The organism is Planomonospora parontospora (assembly GCA_014647935.1).
Lineage (GTDB): Bacteria > Actinomycetota > Actinomycetes > Streptosporangiales > Streptosporangiaceae > Planomonospora > Planomonospora parontospora.
Map to the genome: position 1 here is coordinate 197,223 of BMQD01000003.1, position 13,474 is coordinate 210,696.

Here is a 13,474-nt window from a genome sequence, read left to right on the forward strand (position 1 = left end):
AACGAGACGGCCGCCCCGCGGAGACCCGGGGGACGGCCGTACCGGTGGAGAACGAGACGGCCGCCCTGCGGAGACCCGCGGGACGGCCGTACCGGCTCGGGGCGCGTCAGAACGCGCCGATGACCTCGGCGGCGCCGGGGACGTCGTTGACCGAGCGCTGTGCCGGGCCGACGTAGTCGGCGCTGGGGCGGACGAGCCTGCCCGTGCGCTTCTGCTCCAGGATGTGCGCGGCCCAGCCCGCGGTGCGGGCGCAGGTGAACATCGAGGTGAACATGTGCGAGGGGACCTGGGCGAAGTCCAGGATGACCGCGGCCCAGTACTCGACGTTGGTGGCGAGCACCCGGTCGGGCTTGCGGGCGTGCAGCTCCTCCAGGGCGGCCTTCTCCAGCGCCGCGGCGACCTCGTAGCGGGGCGCGTCGAGCTCCTTGGCGGTACGGCGGAGCACGCGGGCCCGGGGGTCCTCGGCGCGGTAGACGCGGTGGCCGAAGCCCATCAGCCGCTGGCCCTTGTCCAGCTCGCTCTGGACGTACTTCTTGGCGTCGCCGACCTGCTCGACGCCCTCGATCATGTGCAGCACGCGGGCGGGGGCCCCGCCGTGCAGCGGGCCCGACATGGCGCCGACCGCACCGCTCAGCGCCGCGGAGACGTCGGCGCCGGTGGAGGCGATGACGCGGGCGGTGAAGGTGGAGGCGTTCATGCCGTGCTCGGCCGCGGACACCCAGTAGGCGTCGATGGCCTTGACGTGCTTGGGGTCGGGCTCGCCCCGCCAGCGGACCATGAACCGCTCGACGATGCTCTGGGCCTCGTCGACGCGCTTCTGCGGGACCATCGGCAGGCCGAGGCCGCGCGCCGACTGGGCGACGAAGCTGAGGGCGGTCACGCTGGCGCGCGCGAGGTTGTCGCGCGCCTCGTCCTCGTCGATGTCGAGCAGCGGCTTGAAGCCGTAGGCGGGGGCCAGCATGGCCAGTGCGCTCTGCACGTCGACGCGGATGTCACCGGAATGGACAGGAATGGGGTACGGCTCGGCCGGGGGGAGGCCCGGCTGAAACTTGTTGTCGACGAGCAGGCCCCAGACGTTCCCGAAGGAGACGCGGCCGACCAGCTCTTCGATGTCGACGCCCCGGTAGCGGAGGGCGCCCCCTTCTTTGTCCGGTTCCGCGATCTCCGTCTCGAAAGCTACGACGCCTTCGAGCCCGGGTTTGAAGTCGGACATTCTCGGCCGCCTCCCTTTCTTGAAGTCAAAGCCTTGATGTCGAGATACCGGCGAGTCATATTCAACCCCCTGTGTTCAGGAGGCCTGCCGCCGGTCCCGCCGGAACGCGATAGCCCCAGGTGGGGGGCGGTGCGCGTGGGCGGCCGTCAAGCACGCGAGAATACCGTCCCGTGGACGCCACCTCGCGCCCGCCGTCGCTGGCGGGGCTCCGACGCACCTACGAGGGTCATCCCCTGCTGGAGGAGGACCTCGCACCCGATCCCATCTCCCAGTTCGCCGCCTGGTTCGGCGAGGCCGTGGACGCCGGGCTTCCCGAGCCGAACGCGATGGTCGTCGCGACGTGCTCGGCGGGCGGGCGGCCGACGGCGCGGACCGTGCTGCTCAAGGGCTACGACGAGACCGGGTTCGTCTTCTACACCAACTACGAGTCGCGCAAGGGCCGGGACCTGACCGAGAACCCCCGGGCCGGCCTGCTGTTCCCCTGGCACTCCATCCGCCGCCAGGTGCGGGTGGAGGGCCCGGTGGTCCGGCTGCCGCGGGAGGAGTCGGCCGCCTACTTCAGGTCCCGGCCGTACGGCTCGCGGATCGGCGCCTGGGCGTCGCGGCAGTCCGCGGTGGTGGGCTCGCGGCAGGAGCTGGACGAGCGGTACGCCAGGCTGGCGGAGCGCTGGCCGGAGGACCCGCCGGTGCCGGACTTCTGGGGCGGGTTCCGGGTCGTGCCGGTGGAGGTGGAGTTCTGGCAGGGCCAGCTCGACCGCATGCACGACCGCCTGCGCTACCGCCGCGCGGGGGACTCCTGGGTCGTCGAGCGCCTGGCCCCCTGACCCCACAACCTCCTTTTGCTGATATATCCGATTATTCGGGTGAGCATGAGGGGGACGGTGTGGGGCTGCCGCAGTTCGGGCGCAGACATCTGGTGGACGTCCGGCCCCTGGCCACCCCGGCCTACCGGCGGCTCTGGCTGGGGCAGGGCGTCTCCTACCTGGGGTTCCAGCTCACCTCGGTGGCGGTCAGCGCGCAGATCTACGCCATCACCGGCTCGTCCTTCTGGGTCGGCATGCTCGGTCCGGCCAACCTCGTCCCGCTGGTCGTCTTCGGCCTGTGGGGCGGGGCGGTCGCCGACGCCGTCGACCGGCGCCGGCTCCTGATCGGCGGCGCCCTGGTCGCCTGGGCGGCGACGCTCGCCCTGCTCGTCCAGGCCTGGACGGGTACGGCGAGCGTCGGCCTGCTGCTGGCGACCGTGGCCGTGCACGCCACCGGTTTCGCCGTGACCAGCCCGACCCGCGGCGCGATCATCCCCCGGCTGCTCCCCGTCGAGCAGGTCCCGGCGGCCAACACGCTCAACTTCCTGGTCAGCAGCATCGGCGCGGTGATCGGCCCGCTGCTGGCCGGGGCGGCGCTCGCCGGGGGCGGGGTCGCCGTCGCCTACCTCGCCGACGCGGTGCTGTTCGGCGCGAGCCTGTACGCCGCCCTGCGGCTGCCGAGGCTAGCCCCGCTGGGAGAGGTGACCAGACCCGGCCTGCGGTCCGTCGCGGACGGCCTGCGCTACATCGCGGGCAACCGGGTGGTGCTGATGTCGTTCGTCGTGGACGTCATCGCCATGGCCTTCGCGCTCCCCAGGGCGCTGTTCCCGGAGATCGCGGCGGAGCGGTTCGGCGGCTCGCAGATCGCCTTCGGCTGGCTCTCGGCGGGCATGGCCATCGGCTCGGTGATCGGCGGGCTGCTGTCGGGCTGGGTGGGCCGGGTCCGGCGCCAGGGGGTGGCCCTCACGTTCACGATCGCGGTGTGGGGGGCGAGCGTCGCCGCCTCCGGCCTGGCGGGCGAGCTCTGGCTGATGGTCGCGCTGCTCGCGGTCGGCGGGGCCGCGGACATGGTCTCGGCGGTGTGGCGGCAGACCATCCTGCAGACCCACGCCCCCGACGAGATGCGCGGCCGGATGCAGGGCGTCTTCACGGTGGTGGTCGCCGGCGGCCCCCGCCTGGGCGACCTGCGGGCCGGGGCCACCGCGACCTGGTTCGGCGCCACCGGCGCCTGGGTCGGCGGCGGGCTGGCCTGCGCGGCCGCGGTGCTCGCCGCGGGGCTGGCCGTACCGGCGTTCCGGAACTACCGGGCGGGCGGGACAGGGGCGCGCGACGGCGTGACCGGGGCGTGACCGGCTCCGCCGCGTCCGGTCGTGTCCGCCCCTGCCGCGTCCGGCCGCCCGGCCGGGTCGGGGCGGGTCCGGGCGGCCCGGCGGCCGGGTGGCGCGTCCGGGGCGTGCGGGCCGGTCGGGAAGCATTCCCGGCCGCGTGGTGTTGCCCTCCTTTGTCATCTCGGGGCCATCGCGGGCGGTTCTCCCAATAGGGTCGTAGCCCAAGACCTTTTTGCGAATCCAGCCCTGTCCGGAGCGACCCGCGGGACGCCGCGGAGCGGACACGGCACCGATAAGGAAGGGAGGGGTCTTGACCGCACACGGCTTGATCGACACCACGGAGATGTATCTCCGCACGATCTTCGAACTGGAGGAGGAGGGGATCGTCCCCCTCCGGGCCCGCATCGCCGAGCGGCTCCAGCAGAGCGGCCCGACCGTCAGCCAGACGGTCGCGCGGATGGAGCGGGACGGCCTGGTCCGGGTCGAGGGCGACCGGCACCTGACCATGACCGACCTCGGCCGCACCCTCGCGACCCGCGTCATGCGCAAGCACCGCCTCGCGGAGTGCCTGCTGACCCAGGTGATCGGCCTGCCCTGGGAGGAGGTGCACATCGAGGCGTGCCGCTGGGAGCACGTGATGTCGGAGTCCGTCGAGGCGCGCCTGGTCACGCTGCTGAACAACCCCGTCCGGGATCCGCACGGCAACCCGATCCCCGGCCTGGAGGAGCTCGGCGTCACCGCGACCGGAGCCGAATGGGAGTCGCTGCCGTCGATGGCGGAGGCGGCCGGACCCAGGGACGTACCCGTTGTCGTCCGTCGAATTAGCGAACAAGTGCAAAGCGATCCCGCTGTGATGCTTAAACTCAAGCAAGTTGGGATACAACCCGGACGCGAGGTCACGCTCGCGGCGAGCGACTACGGTGTGCGGGTGATAGGTGACGATGCGACGGGCAACGCTCTTGCGGACCTTCCGCGGGAGGTCGCTGCCCACGTCTTCGTCTCCGCGCGCTGACCGGCGCGCACTCACTCGGTTGGATCCCACGGGGAAATCCCTCCACTCCCCGGCCGAGACTGCAGCAGGAGCAACCGTGGTTCGCTTTGCGCACACCCGTTACCGAGGGGCGGTCACCGGATGAAGCGGTGGGGGGATCTTCCGCAGGACGCCGCCGACCACCTTTCGGCGGGAGCCGTCCTCGACCAGGCGGAGATGGCGGTGGTGGTCACCGACCGCTTCAGCAATCTCCTCTACTGGAACCCGTTCGCCGAGAAGCTCTTCGGCCATTCCGGCCCGCCGGGCTCCCCCGAGCCGCGGGGGCTCACGCCGAGCCTCATGGAGGCCGACCACCCGCTCGCGGTCGAGGCCGCCAAGCAGGTGCTCAAGGGCGGCGTCTGGGAGGGCACCTTCGAGGTCAAACGCGGCGACGGGACGATGATCTACGTCCGCGCGCAGGCCGTGCCCCTGCGCCACTCCTCCGGGGCGGTGACGGGCATCGTCATCACCGCCCGGGAGGCCATGCGGAGCAACGAGCGGGAGAAGGACCGCTTCGGCCTGCTGGAGCGGATCGGCGAGCGCCTCGCCGGCTCCCTCTACGTCGAGGAGACGCTCAAGCGCGTCGCCGAGATGCTCGTCCCGCAGTTCGCCGACCACTGCTTCATCGAGCTGATGGAGGGCGAGCGGCTGACCCGGAGGGTCTCCACCCACGTCCAGGGCTGGAACCCGCCGCCGGACACCTGGGCGCCGCTCGGCGCCGAGATCCGCTATCCCGCGGGCCACTACGCCGACACCGCGCTGCGCCGCCAGGAGACGGTCCTGGTCGAGGACTTCGCCCGGACCAGCTACCCGAGCCCGAGCGAGGGCAGCACCCGGCTGGCCGCGGAGGTCGGCCTGACGTCGGCCATCGTCGCCCCGCTGTGCGTGCGCGGCGAGACCCTCGGCCTGATGTACCTCGGGCTGTCCAACCTCACCGACCGGCGCAGCCCGCACTACGACACCTTCGACCGCGACTTCGTCGGGGCCATCGCCACCAGGGTCGCGCTGGCCGTGGACAACGCGCTGCTGTTCGAGGAGGAGCGGCACACCGCCGAGTCCTTCCAGAAATACCTCCTGCCCCGCGCCCTGCCCCAGCTCGACGGGCTGGAGATCGCGGTCCGCTACTACCCCGCCGCGCCGCTCGCCTCGCACGGCCAGGGCATCCAGACCCAGGTCGGCGGCGACTGGTACGACGTGATCCCGCTCTCGGCGGGCCGGGTCGGCATCGTCATCGGCGACGTGGAGGGCCGGGGCGCCAAGGCCGCCGCCGTCATGGGGCAGCTCCGGGCCGCGCTGCGCGCCTTCGCCCAGGACGACAAGCCGCCCGCGGAGATCCTCGCCCGCCTGGACGAGTGGACCCGCATAATCGCCACCCCCGAGCAGGACGACAGCGGCGAGGACATCAGCGTCCCGCCCATCGTCACCTGCCAGTACCTCGTGTACGACGCGTGGTCGCGCGAGCTGTCCTTCGCCAACGCCGGGCACGCCCCGCCGCTGCTGCTCGCCGACGGCACCTGCGTCGAGCTCGACATCAAGGAGGTCGGCCAGCCGCTCGGCGTCCGCGCCAAGGGCGTGCACGCCGACCTGGTCTACAAGGAGGAGACGCGGACGCTGCCGCCGGGGGCCTCGCTGCTGCTCTACACCGACGGCCTGGTGGACCGCCGCCCGCTGCGCGACTCCGGCAGCCACCCGCTCAGCGACGAGGAGAACCTCGCGCTGCTCTGCGACAAGCTCGTCGAGTGCTCCGGCGGCTCGGTGGAGCGCATCGCCGACGCCGCGACGGTCGCGGTGCCCGGTGAGATCGACGACGACATGGCCATCCTGGTGGTCAGGTCCTCCGCCGCCGACCTGGAGGTCGAGGAGCGCACCTTCGCGGCCCAGCCGATCATGGTCAGCGAGGCCCGCCGGATGGCGGCGGAGGCCTTCGCCGGGTGGAACGTCCCGGAGGAGCGGGCCGAGCTCGCCTGCCTGCTCGTCTCCGAGGTGGTCACCAACGTCGTGCTGCACGCGGCCAACTCCGGCGTCCCCCGCCGGGACCTGGTGATGGACGGCGGCGCGCTGGACTTCGACGAGTCCTGGGACCTGCCCGGCTTCGAGGACGAGGACGAAGGCGAGGCCACCGCGGAGAAGGAGTTCACGCTCCGGATCCGGCGGGGCCGGGAGTCCGTCTGGGTCGAGGTCTTCGACCAGGACCTGCGGCTTCCCCGCATCCGCAGCGCCGGGGAGAACGACGAGGGCGGCCGCGGTCTCTACCTCGTCGACCAGCTCGCCAGGCGCTGGGGCTCCCGTCCCACGCAGGAGGGCAAGGCCGTCTGGTTCGAGATCCCCACCCGGTCGCGCTGAGCGCGCCGCCGCTCCACGCGCGCTCCCGGGACTAGGCCCGGTCCCCGATCGGTGCTTGAGTGGTCCGTATGGAGCTGGCCTTCGAACGGCGCGGGGCCGGAGCGCCCCTGATCCTGCTGCACGGCATCGGGCACCACTGGCAGGGGTGGCTGCCCGTGCTCGACCGTCTCGCCGCCGAGCGGGACGTGATCGCCGTCGACTTCCCGGGCTTCGGCGTCTCGCCGCCGCTGCCGCCCGGCACGCCGTACACCGCGGAGACGCTCGCGGACGCGGTCGAGTCCTTCTGCGGGATGCTCGGCGTCCGCGAGCCGCACGTGGCGGGCAACTCGCTCGGCGGCTACGTCGCGCTGGAGCTCGCCTCGCGGGGGGTCGTCCAAACGGCCGCGGCGCTGTCCCCGGCGGGGTTCTGGAGCCGGAGCGAGCTGCTGTACCTCCAGACGGTGCTCCGCGCGACCAAGGCGGCGGCGCTGGCCCTCCCGCCGGAGCGGGCCGAGGCGACGGCGCGGAACCCGGTCACGAGGGCGCTGTCGACGGGCGTGATGGTGGCGCACCCGGGCAGGCTCTCCGAGGAGGCGGTGCTCGCCGCGGGGGAGGCCCTGCGGGGCGCCAGGGGGTTCGACGAGATGCTTGCCTCGTTCGCGTGGCTGATGCCCCCGGCGCCGCCAAAGGCGCCGGTCACGATCGCCTGGGGCGAGCACGACCGGCTGCTCCTCCGGCGGCAGGCCGTACGGGCGGCGCGCTGGTCCGGGCAGCGGGTGAAGCTGCTGCGGGGCTGCGGGCACCTGCCGATGAGCGACGACCCCGAGCTGGTCGCCCGGGTGCTGCTGGAGGCGTCCGCCGGGTGACTCGGGGCCGGACCCGGGGCGCGCCGGCGTGCGGTGCCGACGTGCGGTGCCGACGTGCGGTCGCCCCGGAGCCGTCCGGCGCGCCGGCCCGTCGACACGTCGCCGGTCAGCGCATGGTCTGTCCCCAGACGGCGAGCATCACGATGACGAACGCGATCATGACGCCCGCGTAGGCGAGAGGGCCGAGCCGCAGTGCCCGGCGCACCCGGTTCAGCCCCCAGGCGAACAGGAACGCCAGGAAGACCAGCAGGATCAGTCCGCTGTCCATCGTCACCGCCTCGGGGGAGCCTCGCTGACCAGTATGCGCTGTCCGTTCGCCGGATGCGGAGGTTCCGTGAGCGCCTTCCGGACATGACAGGTGCGTAGGGCGCGGCGGTTCGTGGCAGGGTGGCCGTCGTGAACAGAACGTCGAAGACAACGCGTGTCCTGCTGGTGGCGGCGTTCGCCGTGTGCCTCTCCGCCTGTGCGGGGGAGGGCGGCTCGGACCCGTCCGCCGCCCCCGCGGCGCCCTCAGCCTCGGGATCCGCCCCGGAGGCCGCGTCCCCCGCGGTCTCCACCCCGGCCCCGGCCCTGCCGTCGGAGACGGCCGAGGCGTCGCCCCCGGTGCCCTCGCCCTCGGCACCGTCGAGCCCGGACATTCCCGGAGGCAGAGGTCTCGACGAGGACGTTACGGGCCAAGTCACCATGAAGGGGGCGAATTCCATCCTGGTCACGGGGGACGACGCCGGTGACCGCACCGCCCAGCTCCTGCCGTACACCGAGGTGTTCGACGTGCAGGGCGGCATCTGCGACGAGGGGGAACTCCCGCACCGGTGCAGCGTGGACCAGCTGAAGAAGGCGCTCAAGGCGGACGTCTCGCTGTACGCCAAGGTGACCATCAAGGACGGAGTGGCGGTGAAGATCGAGGAGATCGTCAGGAACTGACCCGGCTTCCGCCGATCACGCCCGCACCGGGGTGTCCCGCGGCGCGGGCGTGATCGCTGTGCGGGTGCGCTCCGCGGACGGCGGTCGCCGTCCGCGGCCGGAAGTGATCGGAAGCCGCCGGAAGCGACCGGGGCGGCCAGGGGCGATCGGCGGCGGGCGGCGGTCAGAACCCGAAGGAGCGGCCGATGATCTCCTTCATGATCTCGGTGGTTCCGCCGTAGATCGTCTGGACCCGGCTGTCGATCCAGGCCTTGGCGACGGGGTACTCCATCATGTAGCCGTAGCCGCCGTGCAGCTGGAGGCAGCGGTCGATGACCTTGGTCTGCAGCTCGGTGGTCCACCACTTGGCCTTGGCGGCGTCCACGACGGTGAGCCGCCCCGCGTTGAGGGCGAGGATGCACTTGTCCAGGTAGTGCCGGGCGATCTCGACCTCGGTGTCCAGCTCGGCCAGCACGAACCGGGTGTTCTGGAAGGTGCCGATGCTGCGTCCGAAGGCCTGGCGGTTCCTGCAGTAGTCGATGGTCGCCTTGAGCACGGTCTCGGCGGCGGCCACCGCCGCGACGGCGATCGACAGGCGCTCCTGCGGCAGGTTGCCCATGAGCTGGAAGAAGCCCTGGCCCTCCTGGTCGCCGAGCAGGTTGGCGGCGGGGACGCGGACGCCCTCGAAGGACAGCTCGGCGGTGTCCTGGGCGTGCATGCCGATCTTGTCCAGGTTGCGGCCCCGGGTGAAGCCCTCCATGCCGCGCTCCACGACCAGCAGCGAGATGCCCCGGGCGCCCGCGGCCGGGTCGGTCTTGGCGACGGTCACCACCAGATCGGAGTTGATGCCGTTGGTGATGAAGGTCTTGGAGCCGTTGAGGACGTAGTGGTCGCCCTCGCGAACGGCGGTGGTCCGCACGCCCTGCAGGTCGCTCCCGGCCCCCGGCTCGGTCATCGCGACGGCGGTGATCAGCTCGCCGCTCGCGAACCCGGGCAGCCAGCGGGCCTTCTGCTCGTCGTTCGTCAGGTCGACGAAGTACGGGGCCATGACGTCGTTGTGGAGGGAGAAGCCGAGGCCGGACGCGCCGACCCTGATGATCTCCTCGACGATCACCGCGTTGTAGCGGAAGTCCTTGATCCCCGCCCCGCCGAACTCCTCCGGCACCCCGAAGCCGAACATCCCGACCTCGCCGGCCTTCTTCCACACCTCGCGGGGGACGATGCCGTCCTTCTCCCACCGGTCGTGGTGCGGCACGACCTCCCGGGCCAGGAACTCGCGCACGGTCTCCCGGAAGAGATCGTGCTCCTCCTCGAAGAGGTCTCGCTGCATGGACTGCCTCCTTAGGGTCTCCGCGGACCAGAATACGATTCTGTTTCCTGGAGGTACAGGTGGCCGGGGGTGCCGGGTTCCCCTGCTTGGAACGTTCGCGAGATCACAACTGCGCCACAGTGCCCTGGGAGTCCCGCCGAACCCCCTGCGGGGTGCTGCCGCATACCAGTACGATCCGGACCGGTTGTGATGAAATGACCATTTCTGTGTCCAGGTTTTACGAGCGGAGTGACCAGTGGCGCGGTGGACGACAGGGCTCCGTACAGCGGTTGCGGTCCCGATGCTGGGGTTGCTGAGCGGCGCGCTGGTCGTGCTGTCGTCCGGTACGGCCGCGGCCAACAACGCCGAGCTTGTGGTCGACTACACGTGCACCGGGGGCCTCACACAGAGCGGCCCGGTAAGCCTGCGGACCAAGGTGTCGATTCCCACGACACTCTCGGTCGGCGAGCCTCTCAGCATCGGCTGGGCCCTCGGCTACCGGAACCAGTTCCCGGCCAGGTTCGGCTCACCGGCCTACTTCGCCCCGGGCGGCAAGGTCTCGGTCACCGGAAACGTGCAGCTCTCCGGCGGTTGGCAGGGCGTCCTCCAGCCGAAAGGAAGCGTGGAGCAGCCCAACCAGCTCCAGCCCGGCACCATCCTGAGGCTTCCCGAGGGGATCTCCGATGCCGCTCACACCACCCAGGCGGCGAAGGTCAAGGTGACGCCCCAGAGGCTGGTCGTGGACTTCACCCCGCCCGCCGGTGAGGCCATGGTCAACGACGACCATCCAGATGTGAAGTACGACGGCGACTGGGCGAGCCTCGACGACCAGCCGGAGAACAACAACGACCACCACCACGACGTCCACCGCACCACGGCGGCGGGGGCGAAGGCCACCTTCACCTTCACCGGGACCGGGATCGAGTACGTCGCCCGGCGTGACAGTGACGCCGGGCGGGTCGGATTCAAGATCAACGGTCAGGACGCCACGCCCGCCTATGTGGACGCCTCGAAGCTGCCCAACGGCACGCCTTCGAACGACGACGACAGGGGCGGACTGACGCTCTGGAGGTTCCGCGGTCTCGCCTACGGCCAGCACACCATCGAGGTCACGAACCTGGACGAGGGCAAGGAGGCGACCCTTGACGCCTTCCGGGTGATCACGAGAGAGCTGGTGAACCCGCCGGAAGAGTACAGGACCGTCTGCACGCTCGACAGCGCGCCGGTGTCGGTGGACGTCACCATCGGAGGCGCGGGCGGATCGCCCTCGCCCGACCCGACGGGCACCGTCACGTCTACTCCGACGACGTCCGTCACTCCGACGACCTCAGTGACGCCGACGATCTCCGTCACGCCCACGGTGACCTTCCCGCCCGTGACGCCCTCGTGCATGCCTTGGGCTCCACCCTCCCAGACGCCGACGCCGACTCTTGCGCACACGCCTAAGCCGACGCCGACTCTTGCGCGCACGCCTACACCCATTCCGGTATGCCCCACGACTCCGTCACCCCAGGGGCAGACCAGCAAGTCCGCCTCACCCACCGCGACCAAGACCGTCACGACCACGCCCAAGCCGACCGTCACCGCCACCGTCACCGTCACGCCCACGCGGGCGACGCCCACCACCCCCCAGGTCGTGGTGACGCCCCAGGGCGGCGCGGACACGGGCGGCGGGTCCGGTGAGCGTCCGGGCCTGGGCCTCGTCGGAGCGGGGTCGGCCGTGGTCTTCGGCGGGATGCTGGGCGGTGTGGTGCTCGTCCGGCGCCGGGCGGCGCACACGCGGAGTGGGGAGTAGGCATGAGCGCCGGAATGTACCCGGAGCCGCCGCAGGAGGGGCACGCCTCCCGTCCGGATGACGGCTCCGCCGGTGCGCCCGCGTCCGGTGGGGGCAGAAAGTGGCTGCTCCCCTCCCTCCTGGTAGCAGGGTCGCTGGGCGGGGTGGCGATGGTCATGGCCGGGCTGCTCGCCTACCTGGCCCCGCTCTCCGAGGAGGAGATGTACGGGCCTCCGGTGCCCCAGGCGGCGGCGCAGAACCAGCCGCCGCCCGTCCAGCCGCAGGACCAGAACGCGGCCGGGGCGCCCGCGGAGGTGGGTCCGGGCGGCCTGGAGGTCCCGCTGACGGCCGCCGCGCCCACGGCCGCGCCGCCGCTGCCCGTCGTGATGCCGCCCGAGCCGCTCAGGAGCGAGGGGGTGACCCCGCGCAGGATCGCCATCCCCAAGATCGGCGTGCTGTCGTCGCTGATGACGCTCGGGGTCGACAAGAAGCAGCGGGTCCAGACCCCTCCGCTGAACAGGCTCCACCTGGCGGGCTGGTACAGGCACGGTCCCGTCCCCGGGCAGCAGGGACCCTCGGTCGTCCTCGGTCACGTCAACGGCAACGGCAAGGCCGGGGTCTTCGTCCGCCTCAAGGAGCTCAGGCGCGGGGACAAGATCAAGGTGTCGCGTTCGGACGGGGCCGTGGCCGAGTTCACCGTCGACGGGGTCGAGCAGGTCAGCAAGCAGGCGTTCCCGTCGAAGCGGGTCTACGGCAACACCGGCGAGGCCACCCTCCGCCTGATCACCTGCGGCGGCGTCCTCAACCAGAGGACCGGCCACTACACCGACAACATCATCGTCTACGCGACCCTCTCCGCCACCGGCAAGGCGTCCTCACGCTGACTCGGGCGTTCACACCGTGACGAGATGCACGTCCTGCGCGTCGAACGCCTCCAGGTAGGCGGCCATGTCCTCCGGGTCGCTCGTGAACACCACGGCACCGCCGTGACGTACGGCGGTCAGCGCCACGAGAGCATCGACCGCGTCCGGACGCTTCTTCAGCGGTAGCCCGGCCCTGCCGAGAGCGCTGCCGACCCGCTGCCAGTCAGCGAGGTCCGGCGCGGTCGTGCACATCAGGCAAGTGGACTGCCCCGCTGCCGCCGGGCGGAGCGCCGGAGCGGAACCACGCGCCTGGGGAACGGTGCAATCGCGCAGCGAGGCGGCGATGGCATGGACCAGAGCCGGAGCCGGACGCCAGACCTGCGCCAAGACGGGACCCGGCACGACCGCGCGGTGCGGTGCGGCCTTGAGGCCGTCGTGCAGTCGCACCGCCTTGGCCTTGCGGTCGGCGAGAGCGATCAGCATCCCCGTGTCGTAGACGGGGACGCGAACGCTCATGCGGCAGTACCGGGACGCGTCGCGGACTTGTCGGTGCCGTAGACCAGCTGCATGGCCTCCTGCACCTCACGCCGCTCCTCTTCGGTCAACTCGTCATCGGCGACCGCCGGGAGCGGAGGCAGCGCGGCGGCTTCGGCCTCCGCGGCGGCGATGACGGCGTCGACGGACGCGAACTGTGATTCCAGCGTGTCGGTCTCCGCCATCTGCCGGACGGCCGCGTTCACGAGGTAGGCGGAGACGTCCATGCCGGCGCGCTCGGCGTGGGCTCGGATGCGCTCCGCGTGATCGGGATCGATGCTGATGCTGATCCGGGTCTTGGCCATGACCGCATTGTATGACGCGTATTACGCCAGTTCAACGCTGCTCTAGGAAGTCCGGGGAGGATGAAGGATGATCCACGTCCGCAGTGGGGTGCCGGCGGATGAACGCGTGGCGCCGAATAGGGGTGTCCTCCGCCAGGGTCAGGAGCGGGGAGCGAAAGAAAGATTATGGGACGTGGGAGAATTTGTGCCCGTTTTGCCGAGATGTTCCCAGTCACCGTCCGGTC

The 13,474-nt window shown here is 71.5% G+C and carries 13 protein-coding genes; 8 read left to right on the top strand and 5 right to left on the bottom strand.

Features of this window, described 5'->3' with window-relative positions; translation table 11 throughout:
* Nucleotides 1-106: 106 nt before the first annotated feature.
* Entirely contained in the window at nucleotides 107-1,213 is a 1,107-nt protein-coding gene (locus IEZ07_RS06290) for a citrate synthase 2 (protein ID WP_189235108.1), read from the bottom strand.
* Nucleotides 1,214-1,383: 170 nt separating this feature from the next.
* On the opposite strand from IEZ07_RS06290, the gene pdxH reads away from it, so the two are divergent.
* From pdxH to IEZ07_RS06315, 5 genes are all read left to right on the top strand, one after another.
* Nucleotides 1,384-2,037 carry a pyridoxamine 5'-phosphate oxidase gene (gene pdxH, locus IEZ07_RS06295; RefSeq protein WP_191893914.1) on the top strand — a complete coding sequence of 218 codons (654 nt, stop codon included), beginning with the start codon at nucleotides 1,384-1,386 and terminating at the stop codon, nucleotides 2,035-2,037.
* Nucleotides 2,038-2,096: 59 nt separating this feature from the next.
* Nucleotides 2,097-3,365, top strand: a complete 1,269-nt coding sequence (locus IEZ07_RS06300) for an MFS transporter (RefSeq protein WP_239319580.1) — start codon at nucleotides 2,097-2,099, stop codon at nucleotides 3,363-3,365.
* A gap of 289 nt (nucleotides 3,366-3,654) precedes the next feature.
* Nucleotides 3,655-4,356, top strand: a complete 702-nt coding sequence (locus tag IEZ07_RS06305; RefSeq protein ID WP_068896499.1) for an iron-dependent transcriptional repressor DtxR — start codon at nucleotides 3,655-3,657, stop codon at nucleotides 4,354-4,356.
* Nucleotides 4,357-4,476: 120 nt separating this feature from the next.
* Nucleotides 4,477-6,717, top strand: a complete 2,241-nt coding sequence (locus IEZ07_RS06310) for an ATP-binding SpoIIE family protein phosphatase (protein ID WP_191893915.1) — start codon at nucleotides 4,477-4,479, stop codon at nucleotides 6,715-6,717.
* A gap of 68 nt (nucleotides 6,718-6,785) precedes the next feature.
* Nucleotides 6,786-7,562, top strand: a complete 777-nt coding sequence (locus tag IEZ07_RS06315) for an alpha/beta fold hydrolase (RefSeq protein ID WP_191893916.1) — start codon at nucleotides 6,786-6,788, stop codon at nucleotides 7,560-7,562.
* A 106-nt stretch (nucleotides 7,563-7,668) separates the two neighbouring features.
* Here the strand turns inward: IEZ07_RS06315 and IEZ07_RS06320 are convergent, their stop codons facing one another.
* Nucleotides 7,669-7,830, bottom strand: coding sequence for a hypothetical protein (locus IEZ07_RS06320; RefSeq protein ID WP_191893917.1), 162 nt, complete (start codon nucleotides 7,828-7,830; stop codon nucleotides 7,669-7,671).
* A 416-nt stretch (nucleotides 7,831-8,246) separates the two neighbouring features.
* On the opposite strand from IEZ07_RS06320, the gene IEZ07_RS06325 reads away from it, so the two are divergent.
* Nucleotides 8,247-8,486 carry a hypothetical protein gene (locus IEZ07_RS06325; RefSeq protein ID WP_191893918.1) on the top strand — a complete coding sequence of 80 codons (240 nt, stop codon included), beginning with the start codon at nucleotides 8,247-8,249 and terminating at the stop codon, nucleotides 8,484-8,486.
* A 163-nt stretch (nucleotides 8,487-8,649) separates the two neighbouring features.
* Here IEZ07_RS06325 and IEZ07_RS06330 read toward each other — a convergent pair whose 3' ends face one another.
* Entirely contained in the window at nucleotides 8,650-9,795 is a 1,146-nt protein-coding gene (locus IEZ07_RS06330) for an acyl-CoA dehydrogenase family protein (protein ID WP_068896504.1), read from the bottom strand.
* 280 nt (nucleotides 9,796-10,075) lie between these two features.
* Between IEZ07_RS06330 and IEZ07_RS06335 the strand changes: the two genes are divergently transcribed.
* Nucleotides 10,076-11,569, top strand: coding sequence for a hypothetical protein (locus IEZ07_RS06335; RefSeq protein WP_191893919.1), 1,494 nt, complete (start codon nucleotides 10,076-10,078; stop codon nucleotides 11,567-11,569).
* A gap of 2 nt (nucleotides 11,570-11,571) precedes the next feature.
* Nucleotides 11,572-12,432 (top strand): class F sortase, encoded by an 861-nt coding sequence (locus IEZ07_RS06340; RefSeq protein ID WP_191893920.1) that lies wholly within the window; start codon nucleotides 11,572-11,574, stop codon nucleotides 12,430-12,432.
* Nucleotides 12,433-12,441: 9 nt separating this feature from the next.
* On the opposite strand, the gene IEZ07_RS06345 is transcribed toward IEZ07_RS06340, so the two are convergent.
* Nucleotides 12,442-12,927 carry a hypothetical protein gene (locus tag IEZ07_RS06345; RefSeq protein WP_191893921.1) on the bottom strand — a complete coding sequence of 162 codons (486 nt, stop codon included), beginning with the start codon at nucleotides 12,925-12,927 and terminating at the stop codon, nucleotides 12,442-12,444.
* The gene (locus IEZ07_RS06350; RefSeq protein WP_191893922.1) at nucleotides 12,924-13,250 is read right to left on the bottom strand and encodes a hypothetical protein; all 327 of its coding nucleotides are present in this window, start codon (nucleotides 13,248-13,250) and stop codon (nucleotides 12,924-12,926) included. Before IEZ07_RS06350 ends, IEZ07_RS06345 begins: the two co-directional genes overlap by 4 nt.
* Nucleotides 13,251-13,474: the final 224 nt, after the last annotated feature.

Coding starts and splice junctions, on each gene's coding strand:
- IEZ07_RS06325 (WP_191893918.1), top strand. CDS start 8,247: ATGAAGGGGGCGAATTCCATCCTGGTCACGGGGGACGACGCCGGTGAC.
- IEZ07_RS06310 (WP_191893915.1), top strand. CDS start 4,477: ATGAAGCGGTGGGGGGATCTTCCGCAGGACGCCGCCGACCACCTTTCG.
- IEZ07_RS06350 (WP_191893922.1), bottom strand. CDS start 13,250: ATGGCCAAGACCCGGATCAGCATCAGCATCGATCCCGATCACGCGGAG.
- IEZ07_RS06340 (WP_191893920.1), top strand. CDS start 11,572: ATGAGCGCCGGAATGTACCCGGAGCCGCCGCAGGAGGGGCACGCCTCC.
- IEZ07_RS06290 (WP_189235108.1), bottom strand. CDS start 1,213: ATGTCCGACTTCAAACCCGGGCTCGAAGGCGTCGTAGCTTTCGAGACG.
- IEZ07_RS06320 (WP_191893917.1), bottom strand. CDS start 7,830: ATGGACAGCGGACTGATCCTGCTGGTCTTCCTGGCGTTCCTGTTCGCC.
- IEZ07_RS06330 (WP_068896504.1), bottom strand. CDS start 9,795: ATGCAGCGAGACCTCTTCGAGGAGGAGCACGATCTCTTCCGGGAGACC.
- IEZ07_RS06335 (WP_191893919.1), top strand. CDS start 10,076: ATGCTGGGGTTGCTGAGCGGCGCGCTGGTCGTGCTGTCGTCCGGTACG.
- IEZ07_RS06345 (WP_191893921.1), bottom strand. CDS start 12,927: ATGAGCGTTCGCGTCCCCGTCTACGACACGGGGATGCTGATCGCTCTC.
- IEZ07_RS06315 (WP_191893916.1), top strand. CDS start 6,786: ATGGAGCTGGCCTTCGAACGGCGCGGGGCCGGAGCGCCCCTGATCCTG.